Below are 24,801 nucleotides of genomic sequence, written 5' to 3'. Positions count from 1 at the left end.
CGACTCAAACCAGCAGCCGGGTGTCGGCGGTGTCAGGCGCCACCAGGCGCAGCAATCCGTGCGCGACGAACCGGCGTAGCGCGGCGCCGGCGCGCATGTCGCCGCGGTCGTGGGCGAAGGTCGCCTGTCGCACCAGCAGCGCAGCGGCGGCAGTGCGGGCAAGGGTGATGGCGATGCCGCGGGCGGCCGCTTCCAGCGATGCGCGATCGTCGGCCAGCGCCGCCACCTGCCGTGTCGTGGCCTCGAAGGCTTCGCCGACGGGAGCGAGCGCGGCGTGTTCGTGGCAATCGGCCATCCACAGGTCCATCGCGGTGCGCAACGAAGGCAGGCCCTCGGCCAGCGCACGCAGGCTGTCCAGCGCCAGCACGTTGGTGGTGCCTTCCCAGATCGCATAGACCTGCGCGTCGCGCAACAGCTGCGGCAGGCCGGTGTCCTCGATGTAGCCGGCACCGCCGAAGCATTCCAGCGCTTCGGAGCACAGCGCCACCGCGGCCTTGCCGGTCCACAGCTTGGCCAGCGGCGTAAGCAGGCGCAGCAGCGCGCTTTCGTGCGGTGCGGCCCGGCCTTGTTCGACGCGGCCAAGCAATTGCGCCACCTCGAAAGCCAGGGCGAAGGCCCCCTCGAATTCTGCGCGCATGTCGGCCAGCGTCTGCGCATGCAGCGGCTGTTCGATCAGCGGCCGGCCGAAGGCCTCGCGGCGCGCCGCGTAGTCGCAGGCCAGCGCCAGCGCGCGGGCCATGCTCGCCACCGCACACACCGCGTTCCAGGTACGCGTGACGTTGAGCATCGGCGCCACCTGCCGCACGCCGTGGGCGAGCTCGCCCAGCGGCCAGGCGGGCAGGCCGTCGAGATGGATTTCCGCGGTGGGCAGTTCGCGCGTGCCGAGCTTGTCCTTCAGGCGGTCGATGGCGAGCTGGGGCTTGCGCGAAGGCCCGTCCATGGTTTCCACATAGAACAGCCCCAGCGCCTGCGTACCGTCGCCTGCGCCTTCGGGACGCGCCAACGCGAGCGCGGCCTCGCCGACCACCGCCGAGCTGAACCACTTGCGCCCGTACAGCCGCCACTGGCCGGCCTCGTCGCGACGCGCGACGGTGCCGGTGCGGCCGACGTCCGAACCGCCGGCAGTCTCCGTCATCCATTGGCCGCTCAGCCAGAAGGTGGCCGGGTCGCGGCTGAGGAAGCGGGGCAGGGCGCGTTCGGTGAGCGCCTGGTTGCCGGAGGCTTTCAGTGCGGCGATCGCGCCATCGGTCATCGCCAGCGGACAGGTGTAGAACTCGCTGGCCAGATGGTAGAGGTAGACCCGCGCAAACTGCTCCAGCCGGGCGTGTTCATGCGCCTCGTGGCCGGCGGCAAGGATGGCGTGGCGGGTGGTCAGTTGCGGCCCGTCGCGCCAAACCTCGGTGAGCTCGATGCGGTCGACGCGGCGGCCCCAGGCATCCCAGCGTGTGAGGACCGGCGTGCGTGGCGTGCTGCGACGGGCGCGTTCCCAGGCCATTTGCGCGTAGTCGCCCAGTGCATCGAGATCCGCGTCCAGCGCGGGACGGTGGTCGGGCGGGATCACCCGGTCCAGCAAGGCCAGCAGGGTGCGGTCGTTGCGGTAGGGATGAACCAGCTGCGGCGCGGTCTGCAGGAAATCCATGGCGCGCTCCGTCGGGACGTTACGCGCGAGTATAGGCAGGGCAGGCGCGGCGGGACGTAGAGGCCTTTCGACCCGTTCGCCGCGCCTACGCTCGCGGCGAACGGTTCCTGCCCCGGTGCTTTCCTTAAGTCCCGTTCGCGCTGGCGCGAAGCGCCCGGGTCGGGGTGTCCCTCAAACCGCCAACCCTAATCCCATTTCCTAAAGGAGAGTTGCCGGAAGCGGGAAAGGCCGAGCGGCGCGAGGTGTACCGATCGGCCCGGCTATCTCCAAGGAGGGATTCAGGTCCCAGGCTTCCTGCGCTTGACCCCCGCCCCCAGCGCGACGATCAGCAGCAACGTCAGCCCGATCTCCGCCAGCGCCAGCCACTTCTCGGTGGGGGCGCTCCAGGCCTCCGCCACGCCGTGGCAGAAGTAGAACAGGCTGAGGATGCCTACCCACAGTAGCGCGCGGCGCAGGTCCGGCAGGGCGGTTAACGGAATCAGCAGCGGAACCACGGTTGCCGCCAGCACCAGCCAGGCCGGCAGGTGTTCCGGGCGTACCAGCCAGCCATGCCAAAGCAGCTGCAACGCGATCAGCGCGAACCACGCGACACGGCCGACGCGGTAAGGCAGCCCGACCGGCGCGCTCATGCCGGTGCCGCCAGCTTGCGTGCGGCGTCCGCCAGGCGCCGGCCCAGTGCCCGCGCCAGTTCGCGCTCGTGTTCGCTGATCGCGTTGTCGCCCTTGGCGCCGGCGACGTGGCTGGCGCCGTACGGCGTGCCGCCGCTGCCGGTGGCGGTCAGCGCCGGCTCGGTGAACGGAATGCCCAGCAGCAGCATGCCGTGGTGAAGCAGCGGCAGCGCCATGGTCAGCAGCGTGGACTCCTGCCCGCCGTGCATCGTGCTGGTGGAGGTGAACACCGCCGCGGGCTTGCCGGCCAGCGTGCCGCTCGCCCATTCGGCGCCGGTGCTGTCGAGGAAATGCTTGAGCGGCGCGGCCATGTTGCCGAAGCGCGTGGGACTGCCCATCGCCAGCCCCGCGCACTCGGCGAGATCGGCGCGGCTGACGTACGGCGCGCCCTCGTCCGGTACCGGCGGTTGCGCCGTCTCGGTCACCGGCGCCACCGGCGGCACCTGGCGCAGGCGCGCCTCCAAACCGGCCTCTTCCACGCCGCGGGCGATCAGCCGCGCGAGCTGGGCGGTGTGCCCGCTGCGGCTGTAGTAGAGGACCAGGATCGCGTGTCTGACAGGTTCCGGGGTCATAGGCCTTAGGTTCGGTTGGGCGTTCACCGGCGATCGGGTAGTGTAGCGGCCGCCTTCCGCTTGATGGTGCCGCCCATGGCCTGGCGTTTCGACCGTGACCGCGCGCTCAGTTTCAGCCGCTTCATCTGGCAGCGCTTCATCGACGACAAGTGTTTCGAGACCGCCGGCGCGTTGTCCTACACCACGCTGGTGTCGCTGGTGCCGCTGATGGTGGCGGTGCTGGCGATGCTGTCGGTGTTCCCGGTGTTCGAGGGCGCGCGCGATGTGCTGCTGGACTTCGTGTTCCAGAACTTCCTGCCCGAGACAGTCGCGAAAGTGCAGAAGACCCTGCAGGATTTCGCCGCGAACGCCAGCCAGCTGACCGGCATCAGCATCCTGGTGATGCTGTTCAGCGCACTGTCGATGATGGTCAGCATCGAGGACCGCCTGAACCGCATCTTCCGCGTGCACCAGCCGCGCAGCTGGGGCTCGCGCCTGCTGCTGTACTGGGCCGCGTTGACCCTGGGACCGATCCTGGCGGTCGGCGGCATCGCGGTCACCTCCTACGTCATCGCCATGCCGCTGCTGGCCGGCGCCTATGCGCAGCTCGGGCTCGGACAGCGGCTGCTGGGCGTGCTGCCGTTCGTGGTCACCTTCGTCACGCTGTGGCTGATGTACGCGGCGGTTCCCAACTGCAGGGTGCGCCGCAGCGACGCGGCGATTGGCGCGCTGCTCGGCGCGGTGATGTTCGAGGTGGCGCGCTGGGGCTTCACGCTGTTCATCAGCAACGCGCAGAGCTACCAGCAGATTTATGGCGTGCTGGCGACGATCCCGATTTTCCTGCTGTGGATCTACCTGTCGTGGGTGATCGCTATCCTCGGTGCCTCGGTGGCTGCTTCGCTGTCGGCCTACGAATACCACGCGCCCGCCGAGACGCTGCCGGAAGGCGCCGAGTTCCTCGGCCTGATGGTGGTGCTGCGGCACTTCGTCGAGTCGCAGCGGCAGGGGTCCAGCGTGGACCCGGCGACGATCCGCCTGCAGGAGCCCTACCTGCGCAGCGCCAGCATCACAAGTTACTTTGACGACCTGCAGCGCGCGGACCTGATCCAGCGGGGCGAGGCCGGCGGCTGGCTGCTCAGCCGCAGCCTCGACAGTACCGACCTGCTGCGGGTGTATCGTCACACCAGTTACCGCCTGCCGCTGAACCCCATGCAGGAAGCGCGGGCGCTGGGCATCGACCTGCCGCCGGCGCTGATCGAACTGCTCGGCGAAGTGGCGCGGATGCTCGACGCAACCCTCGGCACGCGGCTGGACCAGACCTTTCCCGCCGAGCCCCCTTCCGGTCCGGAGAACCTTACGGCATGAAGATTTCATCCCTCGCCCTAGCCGCGTGCCTGCTTGTTGCCGCGGCCACCGCGCAGGCGGCGATGCCCGCGCAGCCGTCGCTGAAGGTGACCACCCTCGACGGCAAGCCGTTCGACCTGGCCGCGCAGCGCGGGCACTGGGTGATCGTCAATTTCTGGGCGACCTGGTGCGTGCCGTGCATCAAGGAGATGCCGGACATCTCGCGCTTCGTCAGCAGCCATGCCGACGTGCGTGCCGTCGGCCTGGCCTACGAGGACAGCGACAAGGCGGACATCCAGGCCTTCCTGGCCAAGCATCCGGTCAGCTACCCGATCGCACAGGTCACGATGGACGATGCGCCGAAGGATTTCGACGAGCCGCGTGGCCTGCCCACCACCTACCTGATCGCACCCGACGGGCACGTGGCCAAGCGTTTCGTCGGGCCGGTGACCGGCCAGTCGCTGGGCGCTGCGATCGGCAAGTGACATGGCCGCCGCGCGCTTCCTCGTCAGCGGCGTGGTGCAGGGGGTGTTCTACCGCGCCAGCACCCGCGCGCGGGCACGCGAACTGGGCCTGACCGGCCATGCCCTCAATCTGCCGGACGGCCGTGTCGAGGTGGTCGCGCATGGCGAAGCGCAAGCGCTCGATGCGCTGGAACGCTGGCTGTGGCAAGGGCCGCCGGCGGCGGAGGTGGAAGGCGTCGAGCGTGCGCCTTTCGACGGCGAAGCGGCCCGGTCCTTCATCACTGGCTAGGCGCGGCAGGTGCATCGGCCCGGATTGCGCCGGTCTTCAGAAATCCAGGTCGATCGGTGGCCGGCCGATGCGATGGCGGGTGCCGATGGTCTGCACCACGCGGCGGAAGTCCGCCGCGAAGCCGGCCGTGTCGAACACGGGTGACTGCACGCGAAGACTGGCCAGGTGCGAGCGAATGGCGGCGAGTGCGAGCCGGTCGCGGCCAAGCTTCACGGCCCTGTCCGCCGCATCGTCGGCGTTCTCGTAGACCAGGTCGGACAGGTGGGCGTGGTGCAGCAGGCTGGCGGCGGTACGGCCGGCGAAGGTGTCGCCGGCGCAGGTCAGCACCGGGCAGCCGGCCCACAGCGCGTCGGCCGCCGTGGTGCGCGCGCTGCGCGGCAGGGTGTCCAGGCACAGATCGACCAGCGCGTAGCGCGCCAGATACTGCTCGTGCGGTAGCGACGGGAGGAAGGCCAGCCGTTCGGGCGGCACCTCCAGCGCGGCCGCCGCAGCCCTCAGGCGCTCGTCGGCGCCATCCGGACCGGCGCGCAACCAAAGCATGCTGCCGGGTACGCCGCGCAGGACCCGCATGAAGCGCGCGAAAGCCTGTGGATCGATCCGGCTGGTAGCGTTGAAGCAGGCGAAGACCACGCCGGTTTCGGGCAGGCCGCACTCGGCGCGAGTGGGCGCGGGCGGGATGTCCGGGTGGGTGTCGATGGGCACGAAACAGCGCGGCAGGCGTAACACTTTTTCGCTGAAGTCGGCGCGGTGCGAGGGCGGCAGTACCACCGTATCGGCGAGGATGTAGTCGATCCACGGTGCGCCGGAGGTGCCCGGACAGGCCAGCCAGTTCACCTGCAGCGGCGCGGGACGCAACGCCAGCAGCCCGGCGTTGGTGCGCGCGCCGTAGCCGCTGAGGTCGAACAGCACCTCGATGCCGGCTGCGTGGATTTCCCGGGCGGCCTGCGCCGGAGCCAGCGCATCGATCGCATGCATCTTCGCGGCGCCGGCCAGCCGCTGGCGGACCGCGCCGCCGTCGTCCGCGGCAGTGGCGAACAGGTGCAGGTCCAGCCCGTCCAGCGCCGAGAGCGCTTCGACCAGGCCAACGACTGCCCGCCCGATGGGGTGATCGGCAAACCCGTTGGACACCAGCCCGACACGGATCGGCGCGGCTGGTGCAGGACGCTGCCGGGCGAACGCGAGTTGCCGGCGCAGCGGCGCCAGCTGCTCGTCGATCGGATGGGCGAAGGTTTCGGCCGCTTTGCGTTGCAATGCGCGGTCGAGCGGTTCGACCAGCAGCGTGGACGGCATGATGCCCTGCTGGCCTCCTTCGACGGCCTCGCGCAGGCGGGCGGTCAGCGTCTCCTGCTCGCGCCAGTCGGCGAGCTGGCGCCGCGTGTAGGCCAGTCGGCTCAGCGCGGGGCCGGAACGGGGTGCTCGTTGCAGCGCCCGGGCGTAGGCTGCGGACGCTTCAGCCAGCGCACCGGCATCCTCCAGCATGCGCGCAGCCTGGAAAGCATGGCGCGGTTCCTCCGGCGCCAGCCGCTCGGCCTCGAGCCAGGCCTGGGCGGCTTCGGCACCGTGTCCCTGGGCATGCAGCACGTGGCCCAGCAGCTCATGGGCCGAATCCAGGCGAGGCGCCAGCTTCAGCGCTTCGCGCACCTGCGCGAGCGCCTCCGTCGCATCGCCCCGTTCCAGCTCGGCCTCCGCCAGGTTGAGGCGCAGGCCTGGATGTGTCGGAGCCGCGCGGACGGCCTGGGCAAAGGTTCCGCGAGCTTCCTCGAAGCGGGCGGCGGCCATCATCGACACGCCCAGCGCCTGCAGTACCACCGGATGACCGGGCGCGCGCGCAAGCGCGCCTTGCAGGCGCTTGATGGCCGCCTCGGGCCGCCCGTCCTCCACCGCCACGTTGGCCAGATTGCATTGCACTTCGACGCTGTCGGGGGCAAGTTCCGCGGCGCGATGCAGTGCGGCCAGTCCTTCCTGGCGACGGCCGAGCTGCATCAGGGCGATGCCGTGCAGACGCGCCAGCTCGCCGGACCGCGAGAACACCTGGCGTGAACGTGCGGCGAGGGCCTCGGCGTCGCCGCCGGCACGCTGGCGCAGCAGATGCCCCAGCCGCTGCAGCAAGGCCTCCAGTTCGGCGCGCGCGTTTGCCGGCATGGCGCTCTTGCGGTCGGCAGAGCCATCCGGAAAAACTGTCGTCATCGCTATGGCTTCCCCAAGCCCGCTACGCTGGTCCGCACTGAGGCTGCCTGCAAGGATGCCATGGTCGCCAGTCCAATGGAAAAGGATGCGCACCGGTCCACCGGAGGTAACCAGCGCTTGGCGCCGGCACACGCCGGCGGTCAGCACGCTACTCGAGAGCGGCAGCGCATCGGCGCCCCCGGTGCTGGACCGTTCCGTGCGAACCCCTGCCGATGGCTGGTCCGGCGGTCGCGCAGGCGTTGCTGCATCGAGCGGAGCGACGCGGCCGCAGGCCAGCGCCCCACGCCTGCGCATTCGCGCGGCGGCCGGTTACGAGGCGAGGTTTTTCAGCTCGTCCGCCTGGTGTTCGCGGGTGAGCGTGTCGACCAGCTCGTCCAGGTCGCCGGCGAGCACTTCGGGCAGACGGTACAGGGTCAGGTTGACGCGGTGGTCGGTGATGCGGCCCTGCGGGAAGTTATAGGTGCGGATGCGCTGGCTGCGGTCGCCCGATCCGACCTGCAGGCGACGTTCCTGCGCCTGTGCGGCGACCTGCTTGCTCTGTGCCTCGTCGAGCAGGCGCGCCTTCAGCAGCGACAGTGCGCGGGCGCGGTTCTTGTGCTGGCTGCGCTCGTCCTGGCACTCGACCACGATGCCGGTGGGCAGGTGCGTGATGCGGATCGCCGAGTCGGTCTTGTTGACGTGCTGGCCGCCGGCGCCCGACGCGCGGAAAGTGTCGGTCTTCAGGTCCGCCGGGTTGATCTGGATGTCCTCGATCTCGTCCAGCTCCGGCAGGATCGCGACGGTGGCGGCAGAGGTGTGGATGCGTCCCTGCGATTCGGTTTCCGGCACGCGCTGCACGCGGTGGGTGCCCGATTCGAACTTCAGCCGCGAATAGGCGCCCTTGCCCTCGATGCGCGCGACGATCTCCTTGTAGCCGCCATGCTCGCCCGCGTTCTCGCTGAGCACTTCGACGTGCCAGCGCCGCCGCTCGGCGTAGCGCGCATACATGCGGAAAAGGTCGCCGGCGAACAACGCCGCTTCGTCGCCGCCGGTGCCCGCGCGCACCTCGAGGAACAGATTGGCTTCGTCGCGCGGGTCCCTGGGCAGCAGCAGGATCTGCAGTTCGCCGTCGAGTTCCAGCAGCCGCGTTTCGAGCCGCGCGACGTCGTCGGCGGCCATCTCGCGCAGTTCCGGGTCGGCCAGCATGACGCGCGTCTGGGCCAGTTCACGCTCGGCATCGTCGTGCTCGCGCAGGGCGGCGGCCACCGGCTCGATCTGCGCGTATTCGCGCGAGAGCTCGCGGAAGCGGTTGGCGTCGCCGAGCACGTCCGGCTGTGCGAGCAGCAGGCCGATCTCCTCGTGGCGTTCGGCCAGGGATTCAAGTTTGCGACGGATCGATGGGGTCATGGCGGCAAGGGTGGCACGAGTGGGAAGAGGCCGGCTGGTGCCGGTCAGGAAGCGGAGTGCGGCAGCCAGCCGCCCTCGCTACTCGTCCTTCGGCTCGGACTCGCCGTACAGCCGACCGGCCGCGTGCAGCAGGTCGAGGTCGCCGTTCAGCGCGGCCTCGCGCAGGCGCGCGCTGGGATGGTGCAGCAGCTTGTTGGTCAGCGTGTTGGCGAGGAAGGCCAGCGCCTCGTCCGGCGACTTGCCGCGGGCGAGCATGGCCTGCGCCTTGAGCAACACCTCGTCGCGGTAACGCTCGGCGTGCTGGCGCAGGTCGACTGCCGGATTGCGCAGGGTGAGCGCACGGCGCCAGGCCATGTAGCGGTCCACCTGCAGGTCGATGATCGTCTCGGCTTCGCGGGCCGATGCCTCGCGCGAGCGGCGATTGTTGTCGATCACCTGCTGCAGGTCGTCGATGCCGTAGAGATAGACGTCTTCCAGCGCGGCCACCTCCGGGTCGATATCGCGCGGCACGGCGATGTCGACCATGAACATCGGCCTGCGCTTGCGCGCCGCCACGGCCGGCTCGACCATCGCCCGGGTCACCACCGGCTGCCGCGCTGCGGTGGAAGAGATCACGATGTCGGCTTCGGCCAGATGCTGCGGCAGGTCGGCCAGCGCGATGGCGTACCCGCCGTAGCGGCTGGCCAGGTCCTGTGCGTTCTCCAGCGTGCGGTTGGCCACGATCAGGCGGCTGACCCGCTTGTCGACCAGGTGGCGCGCGGCCAGCTCGATGGTGTCGCCTGCGCCGATCAGCAACACGCAGGCCTGCTTCAGGTCAGTGAACACCTGTTCGGCCAGGCGCACCGCGGTGAACGCCACCGAGACCGTGTGGGCGCCGATGCGGGTGTCGGTGCGCACGCGCTTGGCGACGGCGAAGGTGTGCTGCAGCAGCCGATCGAGCGGCGCACCCAGCGCCTGCGCATCGCGCGCGAGCTGGTAGGCGTCCTTGACCTGGCCGAGGATCTGCGGCTCGCCCAGCACCATCGAATCCAGTCCGGTGGCGACGCGGAACATGTGGCGCACCGCGGCGTCTTCGTCATGCCGGTAGAGGAACTCGTCCAGCTTGCCCGGGGTCAAGCGATGGTGGCGGTTGAGCCACGCCTGCGGCGCCTGTTCCGCTCCCTCGGCAACGCCTACGTAAAGCTCGGTGCGGTTGCAGGTGGAAAGGATCAGCGCCTCTTCCACGCCGGGTTCCGCCTTCAGCTCGCGCAGCGCTTCGCCGGCGGCGTCCGCATCGAACGCCACCTGTTCGCGCAGGCTGACCGGCGCGGTGAGGTGATTGAGCCCGAGGGCGATCAGCGGCATGGCGTGGGTTGCGAATTGACGACGGGGTATCCGCGGCGGCGTAGGCTAAGCTTTCGGTACCGGGCGCGATCAGGTACGGGCCGGACGGACGATGGGATGGGGACTAGTGTGCTGAGCGTGAAGGTCAAGTTCAAGCAACTGCGGCATTTTGCAGGCATGGCCGGCTGCGCCCTGGCGCTGGCCGCCTGCGCCAGCGTGCCCGGCGGCAAGGCGGCATCGCCGGCTCCGAAGCAGCCGCTGGACCGCCTGACCGTGGTCACCCCGGACGCCGAACACGACCTGCTGGCGCAGCTGCTCGCGGGCGAAATGGCGCTGACGCGCAACGAACTCAAGGATGCTTCCGCCCACTACGACCGCGCGATGGCGTTGTCGGAAGACCCAAAGGTCGCGCAGCGCGCCACGGAGCTGGCCCTGGCGGTGCGTGACGAGGCCGCCGCGCAACGCGCGATCGATCGCTGGCAGGCGCTCGGCGCGGGCGCGGCGGACCTGGCCCAGGCCTGCGCCGAACTGGCGCTGTCCACCGGCGACACCGCCGGCGCTCGCTCGCAGCTGGAGCGCCTGGTAGCCAGTGGCGATGCGCATGTGTGGCGGCGTTTCGGCCGCGCGCTGATCAGCGCACGCGACCCGGCACAGGCTGGCCAACTGCTCGAAACCCTGGCCACGCCCGAGCGGCTGCCGGCCGATCCGCAGGCCTGGCTTGCAATGAGCGAACTGGGCGAGAAGCTCGGCCGGGCCGGTTACGCCAGCCGCATCGCCGACGCCGCGGTGGCGCGCTTCCACAACACCGAGACCTACGCCTGGGCGGCGCAGATGAAGTTCAAGGGCGGCGACAAGAAGGGTGCCGCCGACCTGCTCAAGCAGGCGCTGGCCCGCTCGCCGCGGGACGTGCAGCTGCGCCTGACCTATGCCAGCCTGCTCAGCCAGGGCGGCGACTACAAGGCCGCCGCCAAGCTGCTCGACGAGGGCCCGCAGAGCGCCGAGACCTATGCCCTGCGTGCCGGCCTGGCCGCGCAGGCGCACGACAAGCGGGCGATCGCCAGGTTGTACCGCCAGCTCAAGCAGGCGCCGGCCGACGTGCGCGAGGGCAGCGCCTTCCTGCTCGGCCAGCTCGCCGAGATGCAGGATCGCAACGACGAGGCGCTGGCCTGGTACGACCAGGTCGGCGACGACGATCCGCACGCCTTCGACGCCGACCTGCGCAGTGCGGTGATCCTGCACACGCAGGGCAAGGTCGACGACGCCCACGCGCTGCTCGACCAGCTGGAAACCGCCTACCTCGACCAGCCCGAGGAACTGCGCCGCGCCTGGCAGGCCGATGCCGAGCTGTACATGCGCGAGCAGCACTACGCGCAGGCGGCCAAGGCCTATGGCCACGCCCTGCAGGTGCTGCCTGACGACCCGGGCTTGCTCTATGGGCGCGGCCTGGCGTATGCCGAGGCGGGTGCGATCGACCAGGCGGTGGCCGACTTCCGCCACCTGCTGAGGCTCAAGCCGGACGACATCGATGCCAGCAATGCGCTGGGCTACACGCTGGCCGACGCCGGTCGCGACCTGCCGGAGGCGAAGAAGCTGATCGAGGTGGCGCGCGCGGCCAAGCCGCACGACCCGGCGATCGCCGATTCCTGGGGCTGGCTGCAATACCGTCTGGGCCACCTGGACGAGGCGGCCCGCAGCTTGCGCCAGTCCTGGGGCGCGGCGAAGGACGCCGATGTCGGCGTGCATCTGGGCGAAGTGCTGTGGAAGCTCGGCAAGCGCCAGGACGCCCAGCACGTGTTCGACCAGGTACGCAAGCTCGATCCGCGCAACGCCAGCCTGCGCGACACCCTGAGGCGGCTCAAGCCATGAAGCGCGTCCTGTTCCTGGGCGCAGCAGCCGGCCTGCTGCTGGCCGCCTGTGCGCCGGTGCCGGTGCGCAAGCCGGCCGACGAGGCTGCACTCGCCGCGCAGGCCGCACGCGAACGACAGCTGGCGGGCGTCGACCGCTGGACGCTGGAAGGCCACCTCGCCGTATCCGATGGGCACGACGGCGGCAGCGGCAGCCTGCGCTGGACGCAGGATGGCGCGCACTACGACTTCGAGCTGCGCGCGCCGATCACCGGCAAGAGTTTCCGCCTGAGCGGCGGCTCCGATGGGGCGTTGCTGGAAGGCATTGAGGGCGGCCCGCTGCGCGGTCCGGACGCCGAGACATTGATGCGCAAGGCGTTGGGCTGGGAAGTGCCGCTCGAGGATCTGCGCGCGTGGGTGCTCGGCCTGCGTGCCGCCGGCTCGCCGGCCGAGCTGCGCTTCGGCGAACGCCAGCTGCCCTCGCTACTGATGCAGGACGGCTGGACCGTCGACTACCGAGCCTGGGACCTGGAGCACCAGCCGCCGTTGCCGCAGAAGGTCTTCGCCAGCCAGCCGCCGTACAAGGTCAAGCTGTCGATCGACAGCTTCCAGCTCGGCGCTGGACCATGCGTCGATTGCGGACGCTGACGCGATGGCGGTGACCATCGCACGCGCCACGGCGGCGCACGTGCCGGCGCTGTGCGCGATCGAGCGCACGGCGGTGGAACTGTTCCGCGGCCATCGCGCCTGGAGCGCCTACGCCGCCATGGCGATTCCGCCGGAGCTGCTGGAAGTGGCTACCGCCCGCGGCCTGGTCTGGGTTGCGCTGGAACAGGACGCGCCGGTGGGCTTCGTGTGGCTGGACGACACGATGGGCGAAGGCATGATCGGGGTCGCCGAGATCGACGTGCTGCCGTCGCACGGCCGCCGCGGTATCGGCGCGGCGTTGCTCGAGCACGCCTGCGCCTGGGCGCGTGCGGCAGGCTACCGTGCGGTAGGCCTGGGGACGCTGGGCGACGTGCCGTGGAACGCGCCGTTCTATGAGAGACACGGCTTCGCCGTGGTCGACAAAGACGAGCCGGCATTCGCCCGCGCACGCGAGCGTGACCGCGAAAACGGCTTCCCGGACGACCTGCGCGTCTTCATGTCGCGTGATCTGGCCGCTCCTTCGGTAAAGGAGTGGACCGCCTGGCCCGCGCCGGCCAAGCTCAACCTGTTCCTGCGCATCGTCGGCCGACGCGCCGACGGCTACCACGACCTGCAGACGGTGTTCCGCCTGCTCGACTGGGGCGATGAGCTGCGCGTGCGCGTGCGCGCCGACAGCGGGATCGTGCGTGCCAACGAGGTGCCCGGCGTGCCGGCCGAGGCTGACCTGGTGGTGCGTGCCGCCCGCCTGCTGCAGGCGGAAGCCGGCGTGGCGCAGGGCGCCGAGATCCTGGTCGACAAGCGCATCCCGATGGGCGGCGGCCTCGGCGGCGGCAGTTCCGACGCCGCCACCACGCTGGTCTCGCTCAACCACCTCTGGGGTTGCGGTCTCACCGAGGATGCGCTGGCCGGGCTGGCGCATCGGCTGGGCGCCGACGTGCCGGTCTTCGTGCGTGGCCGCTCGGCCTGGGCCGAGGGCGTGGGCGAGCGGCTGGTGCCCGCCGTGCTGCCGCGGCGCTGGTACGTGGTGCTCGACCCCGGCGAGCACGTGCCCACCGCGGCCTTGTTTCAAGCGCCTGAATTGACACGAAATGCGCCGCCGGCGACAATTTCGTCCTTTGCTTCCGGCGAAACGGTCGAGAACGCGTTCGAGCCGGTCGTGCGTGCGCGACACCCCAGGGTGGCCGCTGCGCTGGACTGGCTCTCGCGCTTCGGCCGCGCCCGGCTTTCCGGCAGCGGCGGGTGCGTGTTCCTGGAAACCGCTTCGCTCGCGCAGGCGCGCAAGGTGGTGCGGGAGTGTCCCGCGGCGTTCGTGGCCCAGCTGGCCGCGGGGGTCGAGGTCTCGCCGTTGCATCGGGCCCTGGCGCGCCATCGCGGCCGGAGCGCGATGCCCGAGCAACCGTTGCGGGCATGAAGCAGAACGACAGGTGGTCAGGACGACGGCCTGCAAACGAGACACTGGGGCGTCGCCAAGCTGGTTAAGGCACGGGATTTTGATTCCCGCATGCGCAGGTTCGAATCCTGCCGCCCCAGCCATTCATGAATGGCTTTCTTCGAGGAATCACCGTGGACACGTCCACCCCGATGCTCTTCACCGGCAATGCCCATCGCGCCCTGGCCGAGGACGTCGCGCAGCGACTCGGCGTGCCGCTGGGCAAGGCGCTGGTCGGCAAGTTCAGCGACGGCGAAGTGCAGATCGAGATCGAGGAGAACGTCCGCCGCCAGGAAGTGTTCGTGCTGCAGCCGACCGGCGCGCCCAGCGCGGAGAACCTGATCGAGATGCTTGCGCTGGTCGATGCGCTCAAGCGCGCCTCGGCGGCCAGCGTCACCGCGGTGATGCCGTACTTCGGCTACGCCCGGCAGGATCGCCGTCCGCGCTCGGCCCGAGTGCCGATCACTGCCAAGATGGTCGCCACGCTGATCGGCACCGCCGGCGTGGACCGCGTGCTGACGGTCGACCTGCACGCCGACCAGATCCAGGGCTTCTTCGACATCCCGGTGGACAACGTCTATGCCTCGCCGATCCTGCTGGCGGACATCTGGCGCAACCACTCGATGGACGACCTGATCGTGGTCAGCCCCGACGTCGGCGGCGTGGTGCGCGCGCGCGCCATCGCCAAGCGGCTGGACGACGCGGACCTGGCGATCATCGACAAGCGTCGCCCGAAGGCCAACGTCGCCACCGTGATGAACATCATCGGCGAGGTCGACGGCAAGACCTGCGTGCTGGTCGACGACATCGTCGACACCGCCGGCACGTTGTGCGCCGCCGCCGCCGCCCTGAAAGAGCGCGGTGCGCGCAAGGTGGTCGCCTACTGTGTCCACCCGGTGCTCTCCGGCGCGGCGATCGGCAACATCGAGAACTCCCAGCTCGACCAGCTGGTGGTCACCAACACGCTGCCGCTGCGCCCCGAGGCGCAGGGCTGCAGCAAGATCCGCCAGCTCTCGGTCGCCGAGCTGCTGGCCGAAACCATTCGCCGCATCGCCTTCGGCGAGTCGGTGAGTTCGCTTTACGTGGACTGAGTTAGGAGTCCGCCCAGGATGGGCGGTTTTGATCTTCGCTTTTCGCGGCAGGATGCCGCGTGGAAGTAACGGACTTCCCTGGTCGCGGGGGAGTCATCCGTCCGCCGCGAGGCGGGCAAAACACAACCAAGGTAGTAAACGAAATGGCCCAGATTCATGAAATCAAGGCACAGAACCGCGCGGACGAGGGGAAAGGTGCGAGCCGCCGCCTGCGTCACGCGGCGATGGTGCCTGCCGTCGTCTACGGCGCGAACCAGCCGCCGCAGAGCATCCAGATCGAGCACAACACCATCCTGCTCGCCGCCAAGAACGAGTGGTTCTTCTCCTCGATCCTCGACCTGAACGTCGACGGCAAGGTGCAGAAGGTGCTGGTGCGCGACTGGCAGAAGCACCCGTTCAAGCAGCAGATGCTGCACATGGACTTCCTGCGCGTGAACGAGAACGAAGCGATCCGCGTGAACGTGCCGCTGCACTTCCTCAACCAGGAGAAGTCCCCGGCCGGCAAGACCTCCGGCGTGGTGATCTCGCACAACCTGACGGAAGTGGAAGTGTCCTGCCTGCCGGGCAACCTGCCCGAGTTCATCGAGCTGGACCTGGCCGACCTCAAGCCAGGCGACATCGTCCACCTGTCGCAGGTCAAGCTGCCCAAGGGCGTGAGCCTGCCGGCGCTCAACCTGGGTGCGGACCACGACATCGCCGTGGTCACCGCCAACACGGTCAAGGAAGAGGTCGAGCCGGCCGCTGAAGCGGCGGCGCCCGAGGCCGAAGCCAAGCCCGCCGAGAAGAAGTAAGCCCCAGCCGGACCTTCCGATCTGCGGAAGGTCCGGCGATCGGCGCACGGCATGGCTGGTTTGCGGCTCATCGTCGGCCTGGGCAATCCCGGCGCCGAATACCTCCGGACCCGGCACAACGCCGGGTTCTGGTTTGTTGACGCCCTCGCATCGGGGCAGGGCGAGCGCTTCGCCTTCGACGGCAAGCTGCACGGCGAGGCCTGCCGCGTGCGCATCGGCGGCGACAGCGTGTGGCTGCTCAAGCCGTCCACTTTCATGAACAAGAGTGGCATTGCGGTCGCATCCGCGCTGCGCTACTACAAGATCGAGCCGGACGAGTGCCTGGTGGCGCACGACGAGCTCGACCTGCCCGCGGGCACCGTACGGATCAAGTTCGACGGCGGCCACGGCGGCCAGAACGGCCTGCGCGACACGATCCAGCACCTGGGCCACGGCAAGTTCCATCGCCTGCGCATCGGCATCGGCCACCCGGGCCACAAGGACAAGGTCACGCCTTGGGTGCTCGGAAAGCCGTCGGCGCAGGACGAGGACGCGATCCTCGGCGGCATCGGCCGCGCGCTCGACGTGCTGCCGCTGGCGGTGTCCGGGCAGTTCGACAAGGCAATGCAGCAGTTGCATACGGCCGGCCCATGATGGCCGCACGGTAACCGTGCGCCGCAGGCGGGCGGCCGCCACCCGACAACCGGCCAGATGACTTCCGCGGAAGCGTCGGCCACGAAGACAGACATCCGGAGTCACCATGGGCATCAAATGCGGCATCGTCGGCCTGCCCAACGTCGGCAAGTCCACCCTGTTCAACGCGCTGACCAAGGCCGGCATCGCCGCGGCCAATTTCCCGTTCTGCACGATCGAGCCGAACGTGGGCGTGGTGCCGGTGCCCGATGAGCGGCTGAACGCGCTCTCGGCCATCGTCAATCCGCAGAAGGTGATTCCGACCGCGGTCGAGTTCGTCGACATCGCCGGCCTGGTCGCCGGTGCGTCGAAGGGCGAGGGCCTGGGCAACAAGTTTTTGGCGCATATCCGCGAGGTCGACGCGATCGCGCACGTGGTGCGTTGCTTCGAGCATGGCGACATCGTTCACGTGGCCGGCAAGGTCGACCCGATCGCCGACATCGAGACGATCGACACCGAACTGGCGCTGGCCGACCTGGACTCGGTCGAGAAGGCATTGAATCGTGCCGAGCGCGCCGCCAAGGCCAACGACAAGGAGGCGCTGGCCAAGAAGCCGGTGCTGCAGAAGCTCGCGGCCGCATTGAACGAGGGCAAGTCCGCGCGCAGCGTGGAGCTTGACGACGAGGAGAAGGCGCTGGTGCGCGACCTGTTCCTGCTCACGCTCAAGCCGCTGATGTACATCGCCAACGTGCGCGAGGACGGCTTCGAAAACAACCCGCACCTGGATGCCGTGCGCGAGCGTGCGGCCAGCGAGGGTGCCGAAGTGGTACCGGTGTGCGCAGCCATCGAGGAAGAGATGGCCCAGCTGGAGGACGCCGACCGCGACGAGTTCCTCAAGGACCTCGGCCTGGACGAGCCGGGCCTCAACCGAGTCATCCGCGCCGGCTACAAGCTGCTCAACCTGCAGACCTACTTCACCGCTGGCCCGAAGGAAGTGCGCGCCTGGACGGTGAAGAAGGGTGCCACCGCGCCACAGGCGGCCGGCGTGATCCACACGGATTTCGAGCGCGGCTTCATCCGCGCCGAGACCGTCTCCTATGACGACTACATCCAGTACAAGGGCGAGGCCGGCGCCGCCGCGGCGGGTCGCCTGCGCAAGGAAGGCAAGGACTACATCGTCAAGGACGGCGATGTGCTGCACTTCCTGTTCAACGTCTGAAGAGAGCGCCGCGGACCCGATCCAGCCGCCAGGTGCGGCTGCCGGAAAGCGTGCGGTCGCCAGCCCTTTGCGCCGTCGGCTAGCCAGGCCGCGGCGCCCTGGTTCACGTGGCCAGACGGCCCCGGTGCCTACTTGGTCACCACCTCGCGGTGCATGGGCGCGAGCTTGGCCAGCAGCTTGTTCTGCGCGCGGAACGGGATGCGGTGCTTGTCCATGGCCTTCTGCAGGTCTTCCACCAGCGCGTTGAACTGGCTGCGGTGGATGTCCAGGCCGCGGTGCACCTGTTCCATGTTCCTGCCGGTGTAGGTGCACGGTCCATCGAGGATCACGCAGAACTGGTCGACCAGCTCGGTCTTGACGTGCTCGCGGTCGACCGGCGCGAAGAACGGGCGCGTGCGTGGGTCGGCCATCAGGTTGGCCATGAAATCGTCCACCAGCGCGACCAGTCCGGCCTTGCCGCCGAAGGTTTCGAACACCGGCCTGAGCGCCGGATCGCGCGGCGCGGGATCGACGGCCGGCGCGGCCTGCATCGCTGCGCCACGCATCGGCGCGTTCTGCGCGTGCGCCGCGCCGACAGAGGTTCCGGCGAGCAGCGCGAGGAAAAGCAACCTGTGCTTGGTCATGGAAATCCCCTTGGGTTAGAAGCCGACCTGGACGGAGGCGTACAGGCCCCGCTGGTGGTCCTTGATGACGATGTTGCCGAGGTCGGCATAGGCGACCGTCAGCGAGACATGCTTGCTCGGCGCCCAGGCGACAAAGGCGTCGTACCAATCGTCCTCCCTGGCGATGCCGAGGTTGTCCGGCTTCATGCGGTACTCCGCGCCGATCGCCCACTGGCGGCTCAGCAGGTAGGCCACTGAACCTTCCAGCTCGGCCTGGTAGCCATTGTGCTTGTCGCCGCCGAAACCGAGGATGCCGATCTGGTTGGCCTTGGTGAACCGCACCGTGGCGTTGACCAGAAGGCTCTGGGCAAGGAACAGCTTGGTCGCGTCGATGTAGTAGTCGGTGCCCTGCGAGCGCCTGGCGCCGACGAACTTCACGATCGCGTCCTGGTTGTTCTTCTTGTATTGCGCTCCGACGGAGACCTGCGGCAGCCAGCTGTCCTGTTCCAGCACCGCGTCGCCGAACAGGCGCACCTTCACGCCCACCACGTCCTGCCTGAAGGTGAAGCCGTGGCCCAACCCCAGCGCGGTGCCGACGTCTTCGGTGTTGAAACGCTGCTGCGCGTAGGAAAGCTCGACGCGGTCGTACAGGCCGACCATCACGCCGGCGTCGTCCAGGTGGTAGTCGGGCAGGTTCACCCGCGTATAGAAGGCGTTCGCGCCAACCTGGTCGCGCGTGCCGTAGCCGCCGATGACCGCCCACGGCGTCAGGCCGCCGCCGGCCGCGCCCTCGACCTGGCTCACGCCGCCGGTGAGCAGAAGCTTGCCGCTGGTGCCCGCCTCTTCCGCGATCGCCGGGCACGGCCGCGTCAGCGCAAAGAACAGTAATCCGCCGAGCGCGGCGGTCTGGACTTCCCGTAGTTTGTGCATGCTGTCTCCCGTGTCGTCCCATCGATGCGCAAGCGCGCCGTCGACACAGATACGGTCGAGAACGGCGCACGGATGCATCACCCACTCGCGCCGCCGATTGCAGGCAACGCGCGTGCATCCATTCACAACGCCGATACGTATGCAGGGCATCCAGACACCGGATCCCGTCATGCAGCCCAACGCCCTACCCGCAAGCCGCTCCCGCACCGGACGCCATCTCCGCAGCCTGCGCCAATGGTTCGATGCGGGCGAGGACCGGGCGATCGGGGGCCAGGCCGGCAGCGAGCGCATCGACCTCGTGCGGGCGGTTCCCTTCGCGCTGTTGCACCTGGCCTGCCTGGGCGCCCTGTGGACCGGCGTCTCGCCGGTTGCGCTGGCGGTCGCCGCCGCCCTGTACGCGCTGCGGATGTTCGCGCTGACCGGCTTCTACCATCGCTATTTCTCGCATCGCACCTTCCGTACCTCGCGTGCCGTGCAATTCGTGTTCGCCTGCATCGGCGCGGCCTGCGTGCAGCGCGGACCGCTATGGTGGGCGGCGCACCACCGCAACCACCATCGCCACGCCGACACGGAGGCCGATCCGCATTCGCCCTCCCGACGCGGCTTCCTGTGGAGCCACATGGGCTGGTTCCTCACGCCGCAGGCTTTCCGCACCGAGCTCGAACGAGTGCCGGACCTGGCGCGCTATCCGGAACTTCGCTGGCTGGACCGCTACGACATCGCGATTCCCGTGCTGCTTGCCATCTCGCTGTACGGCCTCGGCGCGCTGCTGGCGCAGGTGGCGCCACAACTGCGCACCAGCGGCGGGCAGATGTTGGTGTGGGGCTTCTTCATCTCCACCATGGTGCTGTTCCACGCCACGGTGAGCATCAATTCGCTGGCCCATCGCTTCGGCTCGCGCCGCTTCGACACCCGTGACGACAGCCGCAACAACGCCTGGCTGGCGTTGCTCACCTTCGGCGAGGGCTGGCACAACAACCACCACTTCTTTCCCGGCAGCGCGCGGCAAGGCTTCCGCTGGTGGGAGATCGACCTGACCTGGTACGGCCTGAAGTTCATGGCCATGCTCGGGCTGGTGCGCGACCTCAAGCCGGTGCCCGCCTGGGTGCTGCACAAGGCGGAGTGCTGATCATGCGCATCGCCGTGGTCGGATCGGGCATCGCGGGCCTGGCCAGCGCGTGGCTGCTCTCGCGCCGCTACGAGGTCACCCTGTTCGAGGCCAACGATTACCTCGGCGGCCACACGCACACCCACGATATCGAGCTGGGCGGCAGGCACTACGCCGTCGATACCGGGTTCATCGTGCACAACCGCGCGCACTATCCGCTGCTGGCGCGGCTGTTCGACGAGCTGGGCGTGGCCACGCAACCCACCACGATGAGCTTCTCGGTACGCAACGAAGCCAGCGGGATGGAATACAACGCCACCTCGCTGGACGGCCTGTTCTGCCAGCGCCGCAACCTGCTGTCGCCGCGCTTCCTGGGCATGGTGCGCGACCTGCTGCGCTTCTATCGCGAAGCCGGGGCAATGCTTGATGGCGAATCGCCTGGCCCGACGCTGGGCGAATACCTGGCCGCCGAAGGGTACGGCCCCGCGTTCCGCGACGAGCACCTGGTGCCTATGGCGTCGGCGCTGTGGTCTTCGCCGCCGCGGCAGATCCTGGAATTTCCGGTGCGCTACCTGCTGCGTTTCATGGCCAACCACCAGATGCTGCAGCTCTCCGGCCGTCCGCAATGGCGCGTGCTGTGCGGCGGTTCGGCCAGCTACGTGCGTGCGCTGCGCAGCGGCTGGCCGGTGCGCGAACGGCTCGGCTGCCCGGTGTACGCGCTCCATCGCGAAGCGGAGGCGGTGCTGGTGGACAGCCCCGCCGGACGCGAGCGCTTCGACCAGGTGGTGCTGGCTTGCCACAGCGACCAGGCACTGACGCTGCTCGCCGATGCCAGCGAACGCGAGCGTGCGGTCCTCGGCGCCATCGGCTACCAGCCCAACGAGGTGGTGCTGCACACCGACGCCACCCTGCTGCCGCGCCGGCGCAAGGCCTGGGCGGCATGGAACGCCAACGTGCCGCGCGATCCGCAGCAAGCCTGTACGGTGAGCTATTGCATGCATTTGCTGCAGGGCCTGGATGCGCCCGAGCCGCTCGTCGTCACCCTCAACCGCGACGATGCGATCGATCCCGCGCGCGTGCTGCGCCGGCTGCGCTATCACCATCCGCTCTATACGCACGCCTCCGTGGCCGCGCAGCAATGCAAGGGGCAGATCCAGGGCATGCAGCGCACCTGGTTCGCCGGCGCGTACTGGGGCTTCGGCTTCCACGAGGACGGCATGCGCAGCGCCGTCGAGGTGGCTGCGGCGCTCGGCGTGCGCTGGGATTCGCCGGCACGTGCTGCCCTGCTGGAAGCGGCCGCATGAGCATCCAGCCGCCACTGCGCAGTGCGGTGTATGAGGGCACCGTGTGGCACCGGCGGCGAGCGCCGTACCCGCACGCGTTCTCCTATCGCATGGCGCAGCTCTACCTGGACCTGGACGAGGTCGACCGCGTGCTGGACGGGCGCTGGCTGTGGTCCCGCGACCGGCGCAACCTGGCCGAATTCCGCCGCAGCGATTTCCTGGAACCGACGCGGCTGCCGCTCGCCGACGCCGTGCGCCTGCGTGTGGAAAAGGCCACCGGGCGGCGTGTGCCCGGGCCGATCCGCCTGCTGGCGCACCTGCGCTACGGCGGCATCGCGTTCAACCCCGTGAGCTTCTACTACTGCTACGCCGAGGACGGCGACACGCTGCAGTGCATCCTCGCCGAGATCACCAATACGCCCTGGCACGAGCGCTACGCATACGTGCTGCCGTGCGACGCCGCACGCAGCGACGGCGCGCTGCTGCGCTGGGACTTCGACAAGCGCTTCCACGTCTCTCCCTTCATGCCGATGGAGCGCCGCTACGACTGGCGCTTCAGCGTGCCCGGCGAGGAGTTGCGGGTGCGGATGGGGGTGCTGCACGAGGGCCGGCGCGAATTCGACGCGCACCTGCGCCTGCGCCGCCGTCCGATCACCGGCGCCGCGCTGTCGCGCGTGCTGTGGCGCTATCCGCTGATGAGCGCCCAGGTAGTGGGTGCGATCTACTGGAACGCACTGCGCCTGTGGCTCAAGCGAAACCCTTTCCATGCCCACCCCGCGAGGACCCCATGAACGCGATCGCCGAACCAGCCACCCTTGCCGTCCGGGACATGGGCGCCACCGACCGGTTCCTGCGCCAGCGCCTGGTCGACCGTTTGCGAGCTCTCGATCATGGCCGGCTGGTGTTGCACGACGCGCTGGGCACCCTGGAACTCGGCGTGCCCGCACATCAGGCGGACGACCTGGCGGTACACGTGGAGGTCTCCGATCCTGCGTTCTACCGCACCGTCGCGGCCAGCGGCAGCGTGGGCGCAGGCGAGGCGTACATGGACGGCCTGTGGCGCTGCGACGACCTGGTCGCGCTGGTGCGCCTGCTGGTGCGCAACCGCCACCTGCTCGACGGCATGGAGCGTGGCCTGGCGCGGCTGCAAGGCCTCGCACTGCGCGCCTGGCACGCAGCCCGCCGCAATACCCCGCGGGGCAGCCGGCGCAACATCGCCGCGCACTACGACCTGGGCAACGACTTCTTCAGGCTGTTCCTGTCGCCGGACCTGATGTACTCCTCGGCGTACTGGGCCGGGCCGAACGACACCCTCGAGGACGCTTCCACCCGCAAGCTGGAGCTGATCTGCCGCAAGCTCGATTTGCGGCCAGGCGACCGTGTGATCGAGATCGGCACCGGCTGGGGCGGCTTCGCCCTGCACGCGGCGCGGCACTACGGCTGCCGCGTGGACACCGCCACCATCTCCCGCGAGCAGGCCACGCTGGCGCGAGAGCGCATCGCGATGGCGGGGCTCGCCGGACGCGTGCGCGTGCTGCAGCGCGACTACCGCGAACTGGATGGCCGCTACGACAAGCTGGTTTCGATCGAGATGATCGAGGCGATCGGCGCGGCGTACCTGCCGACCTACTTCGCCCAGCTCGGTCGCCTGCTCGAACCCAACGGTCTGGCGCTGCTGCAGGCGATCACTATCGAGGACCACCGGTATGCGCAGGCGCTCAGGTCGGTGGACTTCATCAAGCGCCATGTCTTCCCCGGAAGCTTCATCCCGTCGATGAGCGCGATGCTGGCGGCGAACGCGCGAGCCAGCGACCTTGGCCTGGTCGCACAGGAAGACTTCGGCGATTCCTACGCACGCACGCTGCAGGCTTGGCGGCAGCGCTTCATGGCCCGGCTCGACGAGGTGCGCGCGCAAGGCTTCGACGAGCGCTTCATCCGGCTGTGGGAGTTCTACTTCGCCTATTGCGAGGGGGGATTCCGCGAGCGCTCCATCGGCGTATCGCACCTGTTGCTGGCGCGGCCGTCGTGGCGGCGCGGGCAGGGCACCGGCGAGGCGCTCGCGTGAATTTCTGGCTCACCCTGGCCTCCTACGAGCTGGTCTGGTTCCTGGCCGTGGCTGGCGCGGGTAGGGGCCTGGCCTGGCCGGGCGTGGCGGCGACGGCGCTGTTCGCGCTGGTGAGGCTGGTGTTCTCGCCGCGGCGCGGTGTGGAACTGCGGCTGATCGCCGTGGCGCTGGCGGTGGGCCTGGTGCTGGAGGGCCTATGGGTCGGTACGGGCCTGCTCCGCTACGCCGCGCCATGGCCACTGCCGGCGGCGCCGGCATGGCTGATGGCGCTTTGGGTGGCGTTCGCGCTGACCGTGGTGCCGCTGTTCGGTTATCTGCATGCACGCCCGCGGCTTGCGGTGCTGTTCGGCGCCATCGGTGGACCGCTGGCCTACCTCGCCGCCGCACGCGGCTGGCATGCAGTGCTGCTGGCGTCGCCAATCTGGCGCACGCTGCTGGCGCTGGCCCTTGGCTGGGGGCTTGCCATGCCATTGCTCACTTCGCTGGCACGGCGCTGGTTGCACGAGTCCTCACGGAGTGCGTGCTGATGCCCTGGTGCACGCTGCTACTGGTCTGGCTGCTCGCCTCGGCCATCATGGCTGCCGGCTGGCGCTGGCAGCGCCGGCACGCCAACGCCGGCATCGTCGACGTGCTGTGGGCCGCTGGCCTGGCCGGCGCGGCGCTGCTGTTGTGCGTGCTGGGACCGGGCGCGGCTGCGCCACGCATGCTGGCTGGCTTGCTCGGCAGCGTGTGGGGTGCGCGGCTGGGCTGGCACCTGTGGCGGCGCGTGCGCCACGAGCCGGAGGACGGGCGTTACCGCGCCCTGCGCGAACACTGGCGTGGCGACCAGCGGAGGCTGTTCGGATTCTTCCAGCTGCAGGCCATCGCGATAACGCTGTTCGCGCTGCCGTTTGCCGCGGTGGCGGCCAATCGGCACACCCATGCGCCCTGGCTGGTGGTGGGCGCGGCGACCTGGCTGCTCGGCGTCGGCGGGGAGAGCCTGGCCGACGCGCAGCTGGCACGTTTCCGCGCCGATCCGGCGCAGCGTGGACGCACCTGCCGTACCGGCCTGTGGCGCTGGACACGCCATCCCAACTATTTCTTCGAATGGCTGCACTGGTTTGCATACGTGGCATTCGCGGTGGGCTCTCCGCTGGCGTGGCTGGCATGGAGCGGGCCACTGCTGATGTATCTGTTTCTGCGCTACGTGAGCGGGATCCCGTACACCGAGGCGCAGGCGCTGCGAACCCGTGGTGCGGACTACCGCGCCTACCAGCGCGACACGTCGATGTTCTTTCCGTGGTTTCCCAGGCACCCCACCGAATCGAGGACGGATCCGTGACCGACGC

Annotated in this window: 24 protein-coding genes and 1 tRNA gene; 17 read left to right on the top strand and 8 right to left on the bottom strand. The window is 69.4% G+C overall.

All coding sequences use genetic code 11. From position 1 onward, the window contains the following. Positions 1-4 precede the first annotated feature (4 nt). The 3 genes from BMZ38_RS14255 to wrbA all read right to left on the bottom strand — a co-directional run bounded on the left by BMZ38_RS14255 (position 5) and on the right by wrbA (position 2,879). The gene (locus BMZ38_RS14255; RefSeq protein WP_091339101.1) at positions 5-1,639 is read right to left on the bottom strand and encodes an acyl-CoA dehydrogenase family protein; all 1,635 of its coding nucleotides are present in this window, start codon (positions 1,637-1,639) and stop codon (positions 5-7) included. Positions 1,640-1,917: 278 nt separating this feature from the next. Next, on the bottom strand, positions 1,918-2,268 hold the full coding sequence (locus BMZ38_RS14250) for a DUF2069 domain-containing protein (protein ID WP_091339098.1): 351 nt from the start codon (positions 2,266-2,268) through the stop codon (positions 1,918-1,920). After that, positions 2,265-2,879: an NAD(P)H:quinone oxidoreductase gene (wrbA, locus tag BMZ38_RS14245; protein WP_091339095.1), complete on the bottom strand. Its 615-nt coding sequence runs from the start codon at positions 2,877-2,879 to the stop codon at positions 2,265-2,267. Before wrbA ends, BMZ38_RS14250 begins: the two co-directional genes overlap by 4 nt. 75 nt (positions 2,880-2,954) lie before the next feature. Here wrbA and BMZ38_RS14240 point away from each other — a divergent pair, with 75 nt between their 5' ends. Genes BMZ38_RS14240 through BMZ38_RS14230 form a run of 3 tightly spaced genes read left to right on the top strand, consistent with a single transcriptional unit; the run spans position 2,955 to position 4,955 of the window. After that, positions 2,955-4,223 (top strand): YihY family inner membrane protein, encoded by a 1,269-nt coding sequence (locus BMZ38_RS14240; protein ID WP_091339092.1) that lies wholly within the window; start codon positions 2,955-2,957, stop codon positions 4,221-4,223. After that, entirely contained in the window at positions 4,220-4,687 is a 468-nt protein-coding gene (locus tag BMZ38_RS14235) for a TlpA family protein disulfide reductase (RefSeq protein WP_091339089.1), read from the top strand. The genes BMZ38_RS14240 and BMZ38_RS14235 overlap by 4 nt, the downstream gene beginning before the upstream one ends. Before the next feature lies 1 nt (position 4,688). Further along, entirely contained in the window at positions 4,689-4,955 is a 267-nt protein-coding gene (locus BMZ38_RS14230; RefSeq protein WP_091339086.1) for an acylphosphatase, read from the top strand. Between the two features lie 36 nt (positions 4,956-4,991). Here the strand turns inward: BMZ38_RS14230 and BMZ38_RS14225 are convergent, their stop codons facing one another. From BMZ38_RS14225 to hemA, 3 genes are all read right to left on the bottom strand, one after another. Then, positions 4,992-7,142, bottom strand: coding sequence for an O-linked N-acetylglucosamine transferase, SPINDLY family protein (locus tag BMZ38_RS14225; RefSeq protein ID WP_175483756.1), 2,151 nt, complete (start codon positions 7,140-7,142; stop codon positions 4,992-4,994). A gap of 309 nt (positions 7,143-7,451) precedes the next feature. Then, on the bottom strand, positions 7,452-8,528 hold the full coding sequence (gene prfA / locus BMZ38_RS14220; RefSeq protein ID WP_091339082.1) for a peptide chain release factor 1: 1,077 nt from the start codon (positions 8,526-8,528) through the stop codon (positions 7,452-7,454). 78 nt (positions 8,529-8,606) lie between these two features. Beyond that, entirely contained in the window at positions 8,607-9,872 is a 1,266-nt protein-coding gene (hemA, locus tag BMZ38_RS14215; RefSeq protein ID WP_091339079.1) for a glutamyl-tRNA reductase, read from the bottom strand. 96 nt (positions 9,873-9,968) lie between these two features. Here hemA and BMZ38_RS14210 point away from each other — a divergent pair, with 96 nt between their 5' ends. From BMZ38_RS14210 to ychF, 8 genes are all read left to right on the top strand, one after another. Beyond that, on the top strand, positions 9,969-11,717 hold the full coding sequence (locus tag BMZ38_RS14210; protein WP_091339077.1) for a tetratricopeptide repeat protein: 1,749 nt from the start codon (positions 9,969-9,971) through the stop codon (positions 11,715-11,717). After that, positions 11,714-12,343 (top strand): lipoprotein insertase outer membrane protein LolB, encoded by a 630-nt coding sequence (gene lolB / locus BMZ38_RS14205; protein ID WP_091339074.1) that lies wholly within the window; start codon positions 11,714-11,716, stop codon positions 12,341-12,343. The genes BMZ38_RS14210 and lolB overlap by 4 nt, the downstream gene beginning before the upstream one ends. A 4-nt stretch (positions 12,344-12,347) precedes the next feature. After that, complete coding sequence (gene ispE / locus BMZ38_RS14200) at positions 12,348-13,754, top strand: 4-(cytidine 5'-diphospho)-2-C-methyl-D-erythritol kinase (RefSeq protein WP_091339071.1); 1,407 nt, start codon at positions 12,348-12,350, stop codon at positions 13,752-13,754. 45 nt (positions 13,755-13,799) lie between these two features. Beyond that, positions 13,800-13,876: transfer RNA gene (locus BMZ38_RS14195), tRNA-Gln, on the top strand. A gap of 48 nt (positions 13,877-13,924) precedes the next feature. Next, positions 13,925-14,863, top strand: a complete 939-nt coding sequence (locus tag BMZ38_RS14190; RefSeq protein ID WP_091339068.1) for a ribose-phosphate diphosphokinase — start codon at positions 13,925-13,927, stop codon at positions 14,861-14,863. A gap of 143 nt (positions 14,864-15,006) precedes the next feature. Further along, the gene (locus BMZ38_RS14185; protein WP_091339065.1) at positions 15,007-15,654 is read left to right on the top strand and encodes a 50S ribosomal protein L25/general stress protein Ctc; all 648 of its coding nucleotides are present in this window, start codon (positions 15,007-15,009) and stop codon (positions 15,652-15,654) included. A gap of 51 nt (positions 15,655-15,705) precedes the next feature. Continuing rightward, the gene (pth, locus tag BMZ38_RS14180; protein ID WP_091339062.1) at positions 15,706-16,287 is read left to right on the top strand and encodes an aminoacyl-tRNA hydrolase; all 582 of its coding nucleotides are present in this window, start codon (positions 15,706-15,708) and stop codon (positions 16,285-16,287) included. A gap of 106 nt (positions 16,288-16,393) precedes the next feature. Continuing rightward, entirely contained in the window at positions 16,394-17,485 is a 1,092-nt protein-coding gene (gene ychF, locus BMZ38_RS14175; protein ID WP_091339059.1) for a redox-regulated ATPase YchF, read from the top strand. 128 nt (positions 17,486-17,613) lie between these two features. On the opposite strand, the gene BMZ38_RS14170 is transcribed toward ychF, so the two are convergent. Together BMZ38_RS14170 and BMZ38_RS14165 are read right to left on the bottom strand one after the other, a co-directional pair. Next, a complete protein-coding gene (locus BMZ38_RS14170) occupies positions 17,614-18,108 on the bottom strand; it encodes a group I truncated hemoglobin (RefSeq protein ID WP_091339056.1) in 495 nt (164 codons plus the stop codon). Positions 18,109-18,123: 15 nt separating this feature from the next. Then, complete coding sequence (locus tag BMZ38_RS14165) at positions 18,124-19,017, bottom strand: DUF3034 family protein (RefSeq protein WP_091339054.1); 894 nt, start codon at positions 19,015-19,017, stop codon at positions 18,124-18,126. A gap of 169 nt (positions 19,018-19,186) precedes the next feature. Between BMZ38_RS14165 and BMZ38_RS14160 the strand changes: the two genes are divergently transcribed. Genes BMZ38_RS14160 through BMZ38_RS14135 form a run of 6 tightly spaced genes read left to right on the top strand, consistent with a single transcriptional unit; the run spans position 19,187 to position 24,794 of the window. Further along, positions 19,187-20,146: an acyl-CoA desaturase gene (locus tag BMZ38_RS14160; RefSeq protein WP_091339536.1), complete on the top strand. Its 960-nt coding sequence runs from the start codon at positions 19,187-19,189 to the stop codon at positions 20,144-20,146. 2 nt (positions 20,147-20,148) lie between these two features. Next, positions 20,149-21,429: an NAD(P)/FAD-dependent oxidoreductase gene (locus tag BMZ38_RS14155; protein WP_091339051.1), complete on the top strand. Its 1,281-nt coding sequence runs from the start codon at positions 20,149-20,151 to the stop codon at positions 21,427-21,429. Then, positions 21,426-22,199 (top strand): DUF1365 domain-containing protein, encoded by a 774-nt coding sequence (locus tag BMZ38_RS14150; protein ID WP_091339047.1) that lies wholly within the window; start codon positions 21,426-21,428, stop codon positions 22,197-22,199. Before BMZ38_RS14155 ends, BMZ38_RS14150 begins: the two co-directional genes overlap by 4 nt. Beyond that, complete coding sequence (locus tag BMZ38_RS14145) at positions 22,196-23,473, top strand: SAM-dependent methyltransferase (protein WP_091339044.1); 1,278 nt, start codon at positions 22,196-22,198, stop codon at positions 23,471-23,473. Before BMZ38_RS14150 ends, BMZ38_RS14145 begins: the two co-directional genes overlap by 4 nt. Next, positions 23,470-24,000: a DUF2878 domain-containing protein gene (locus BMZ38_RS14140; RefSeq protein ID WP_091339041.1), complete on the top strand. Its 531-nt coding sequence runs from the start codon at positions 23,470-23,472 to the stop codon at positions 23,998-24,000. Before BMZ38_RS14145 ends, BMZ38_RS14140 begins: the two co-directional genes overlap by 4 nt. After that, a complete protein-coding gene (locus tag BMZ38_RS14135) occupies positions 24,000-24,794 on the top strand; it encodes a DUF1295 domain-containing protein (RefSeq protein ID WP_091339038.1) in 795 nt (264 codons plus the stop codon). Before BMZ38_RS14140 ends, BMZ38_RS14135 begins: the two co-directional genes overlap by 1 nt. The last annotated feature ends 7 nt before the right edge of the window (positions 24,795-24,801 follow it).

This window comes from Frateuria terrea, assembly GCF_900115705.1.
GTDB lineage: Bacteria > Pseudomonadota > Gammaproteobacteria > Xanthomonadales > Rhodanobacteraceae > Frateuria_A > Frateuria_A terrea.
Note: the sequence above shows the minus strand (reverse complement) of the source record. Positions and strands in the feature narration are given on the sequence as shown.

Excerpts from the sequence above, each read along its gene's own strand:
- BMZ38_RS14255 (WP_091339101.1), bottom strand. The coding sequence starts at position 1,639 with ATGGATTTCCTGCAGACCGCGCCGCAGCTGGTTCATCCCTACCGCAAC.
- BMZ38_RS14250 (WP_091339098.1), bottom strand. The coding sequence starts at position 2,268 with ATGAGCGCGCCGGTCGGGCTGCCTTACCGCGTCGGCCGTGTCGCGTGG.
- wrbA (WP_091339095.1), bottom strand. The coding sequence starts at position 2,879 with ATGACCCCGGAACCTGTCAGACACGCGATCCTGGTCCTCTACTACAGC.
- BMZ38_RS14240 (WP_091339092.1), top strand. The coding sequence starts at position 2,955 with ATGGCCTGGCGTTTCGACCGTGACCGCGCGCTCAGTTTCAGCCGCTTC.
- BMZ38_RS14235 (WP_091339089.1), top strand. The coding sequence starts at position 4,220 with ATGAAGATTTCATCCCTCGCCCTAGCCGCGTGCCTGCTTGTTGCCGCG.
- BMZ38_RS14230 (WP_091339086.1), top strand. The coding sequence starts at position 4,689 with ATGGCCGCCGCGCGCTTCCTCGTCAGCGGCGTGGTGCAGGGGGTGTTC.
- BMZ38_RS14225 (WP_175483756.1), bottom strand. The coding sequence starts at position 7,142 with ATGACGACAGTTTTTCCGGATGGCTCTGCCGACCGCAAGAGCGCCATG.
- prfA (WP_091339082.1), bottom strand. The coding sequence starts at position 8,528 with ATGACCCCATCGATCCGTCGCAAACTTGAATCCCTGGCCGAACGCCAC.
- hemA (WP_091339079.1), bottom strand. The coding sequence starts at position 9,872 with ATGCCGCTGATCGCCCTCGGGCTCAATCACCTCACCGCGCCGGTCAGC.
- BMZ38_RS14210 (WP_091339077.1), top strand. The coding sequence starts at position 9,969 with ATGGGGACTAGTGTGCTGAGCGTGAAGGTCAAGTTCAAGCAACTGCGG.
- lolB (WP_091339074.1), top strand. The coding sequence starts at position 11,714 with ATGAAGCGCGTCCTGTTCCTGGGCGCAGCAGCCGGCCTGCTGCTGGCC.
- ispE (WP_091339071.1), top strand. The coding sequence starts at position 12,348 with ATGGCGGTGACCATCGCACGCGCCACGGCGGCGCACGTGCCGGCGCTG.
- BMZ38_RS14190 (WP_091339068.1), top strand. The coding sequence starts at position 13,925 with ATGCTCTTCACCGGCAATGCCCATCGCGCCCTGGCCGAGGACGTCGCG.
- BMZ38_RS14185 (WP_091339065.1), top strand. The coding sequence starts at position 15,007 with ATGGCCCAGATTCATGAAATCAAGGCACAGAACCGCGCGGACGAGGGG.
- pth (WP_091339062.1), top strand. The coding sequence starts at position 15,706 with ATGGCTGGTTTGCGGCTCATCGTCGGCCTGGGCAATCCCGGCGCCGAA.
- ychF (WP_091339059.1), top strand. The coding sequence starts at position 16,394 with ATGGGCATCAAATGCGGCATCGTCGGCCTGCCCAACGTCGGCAAGTCC.
- BMZ38_RS14170 (WP_091339056.1), bottom strand. The coding sequence starts at position 18,108 with ATGACCAAGCACAGGTTGCTTTTCCTCGCGCTGCTCGCCGGAACCTCT.
- BMZ38_RS14165 (WP_091339054.1), bottom strand. The coding sequence starts at position 19,017 with ATGCACAAACTACGGGAAGTCCAGACCGCCGCGCTCGGCGGATTACTG.
- BMZ38_RS14160 (WP_091339536.1), top strand. The coding sequence starts at position 19,187 with ATGCAGCCCAACGCCCTACCCGCAAGCCGCTCCCGCACCGGACGCCAT.
- BMZ38_RS14155 (WP_091339051.1), top strand. The coding sequence starts at position 20,149 with ATGCGCATCGCCGTGGTCGGATCGGGCATCGCGGGCCTGGCCAGCGCG.
- BMZ38_RS14150 (WP_091339047.1), top strand. The coding sequence starts at position 21,426 with ATGAGCATCCAGCCGCCACTGCGCAGTGCGGTGTATGAGGGCACCGTG.
- BMZ38_RS14145 (WP_091339044.1), top strand. The coding sequence starts at position 22,196 with ATGAACGCGATCGCCGAACCAGCCACCCTTGCCGTCCGGGACATGGGC.
- BMZ38_RS14135 (WP_091339038.1), top strand. The coding sequence starts at position 24,000 with ATGCCCTGGTGCACGCTGCTACTGGTCTGGCTGCTCGCCTCGGCCATC.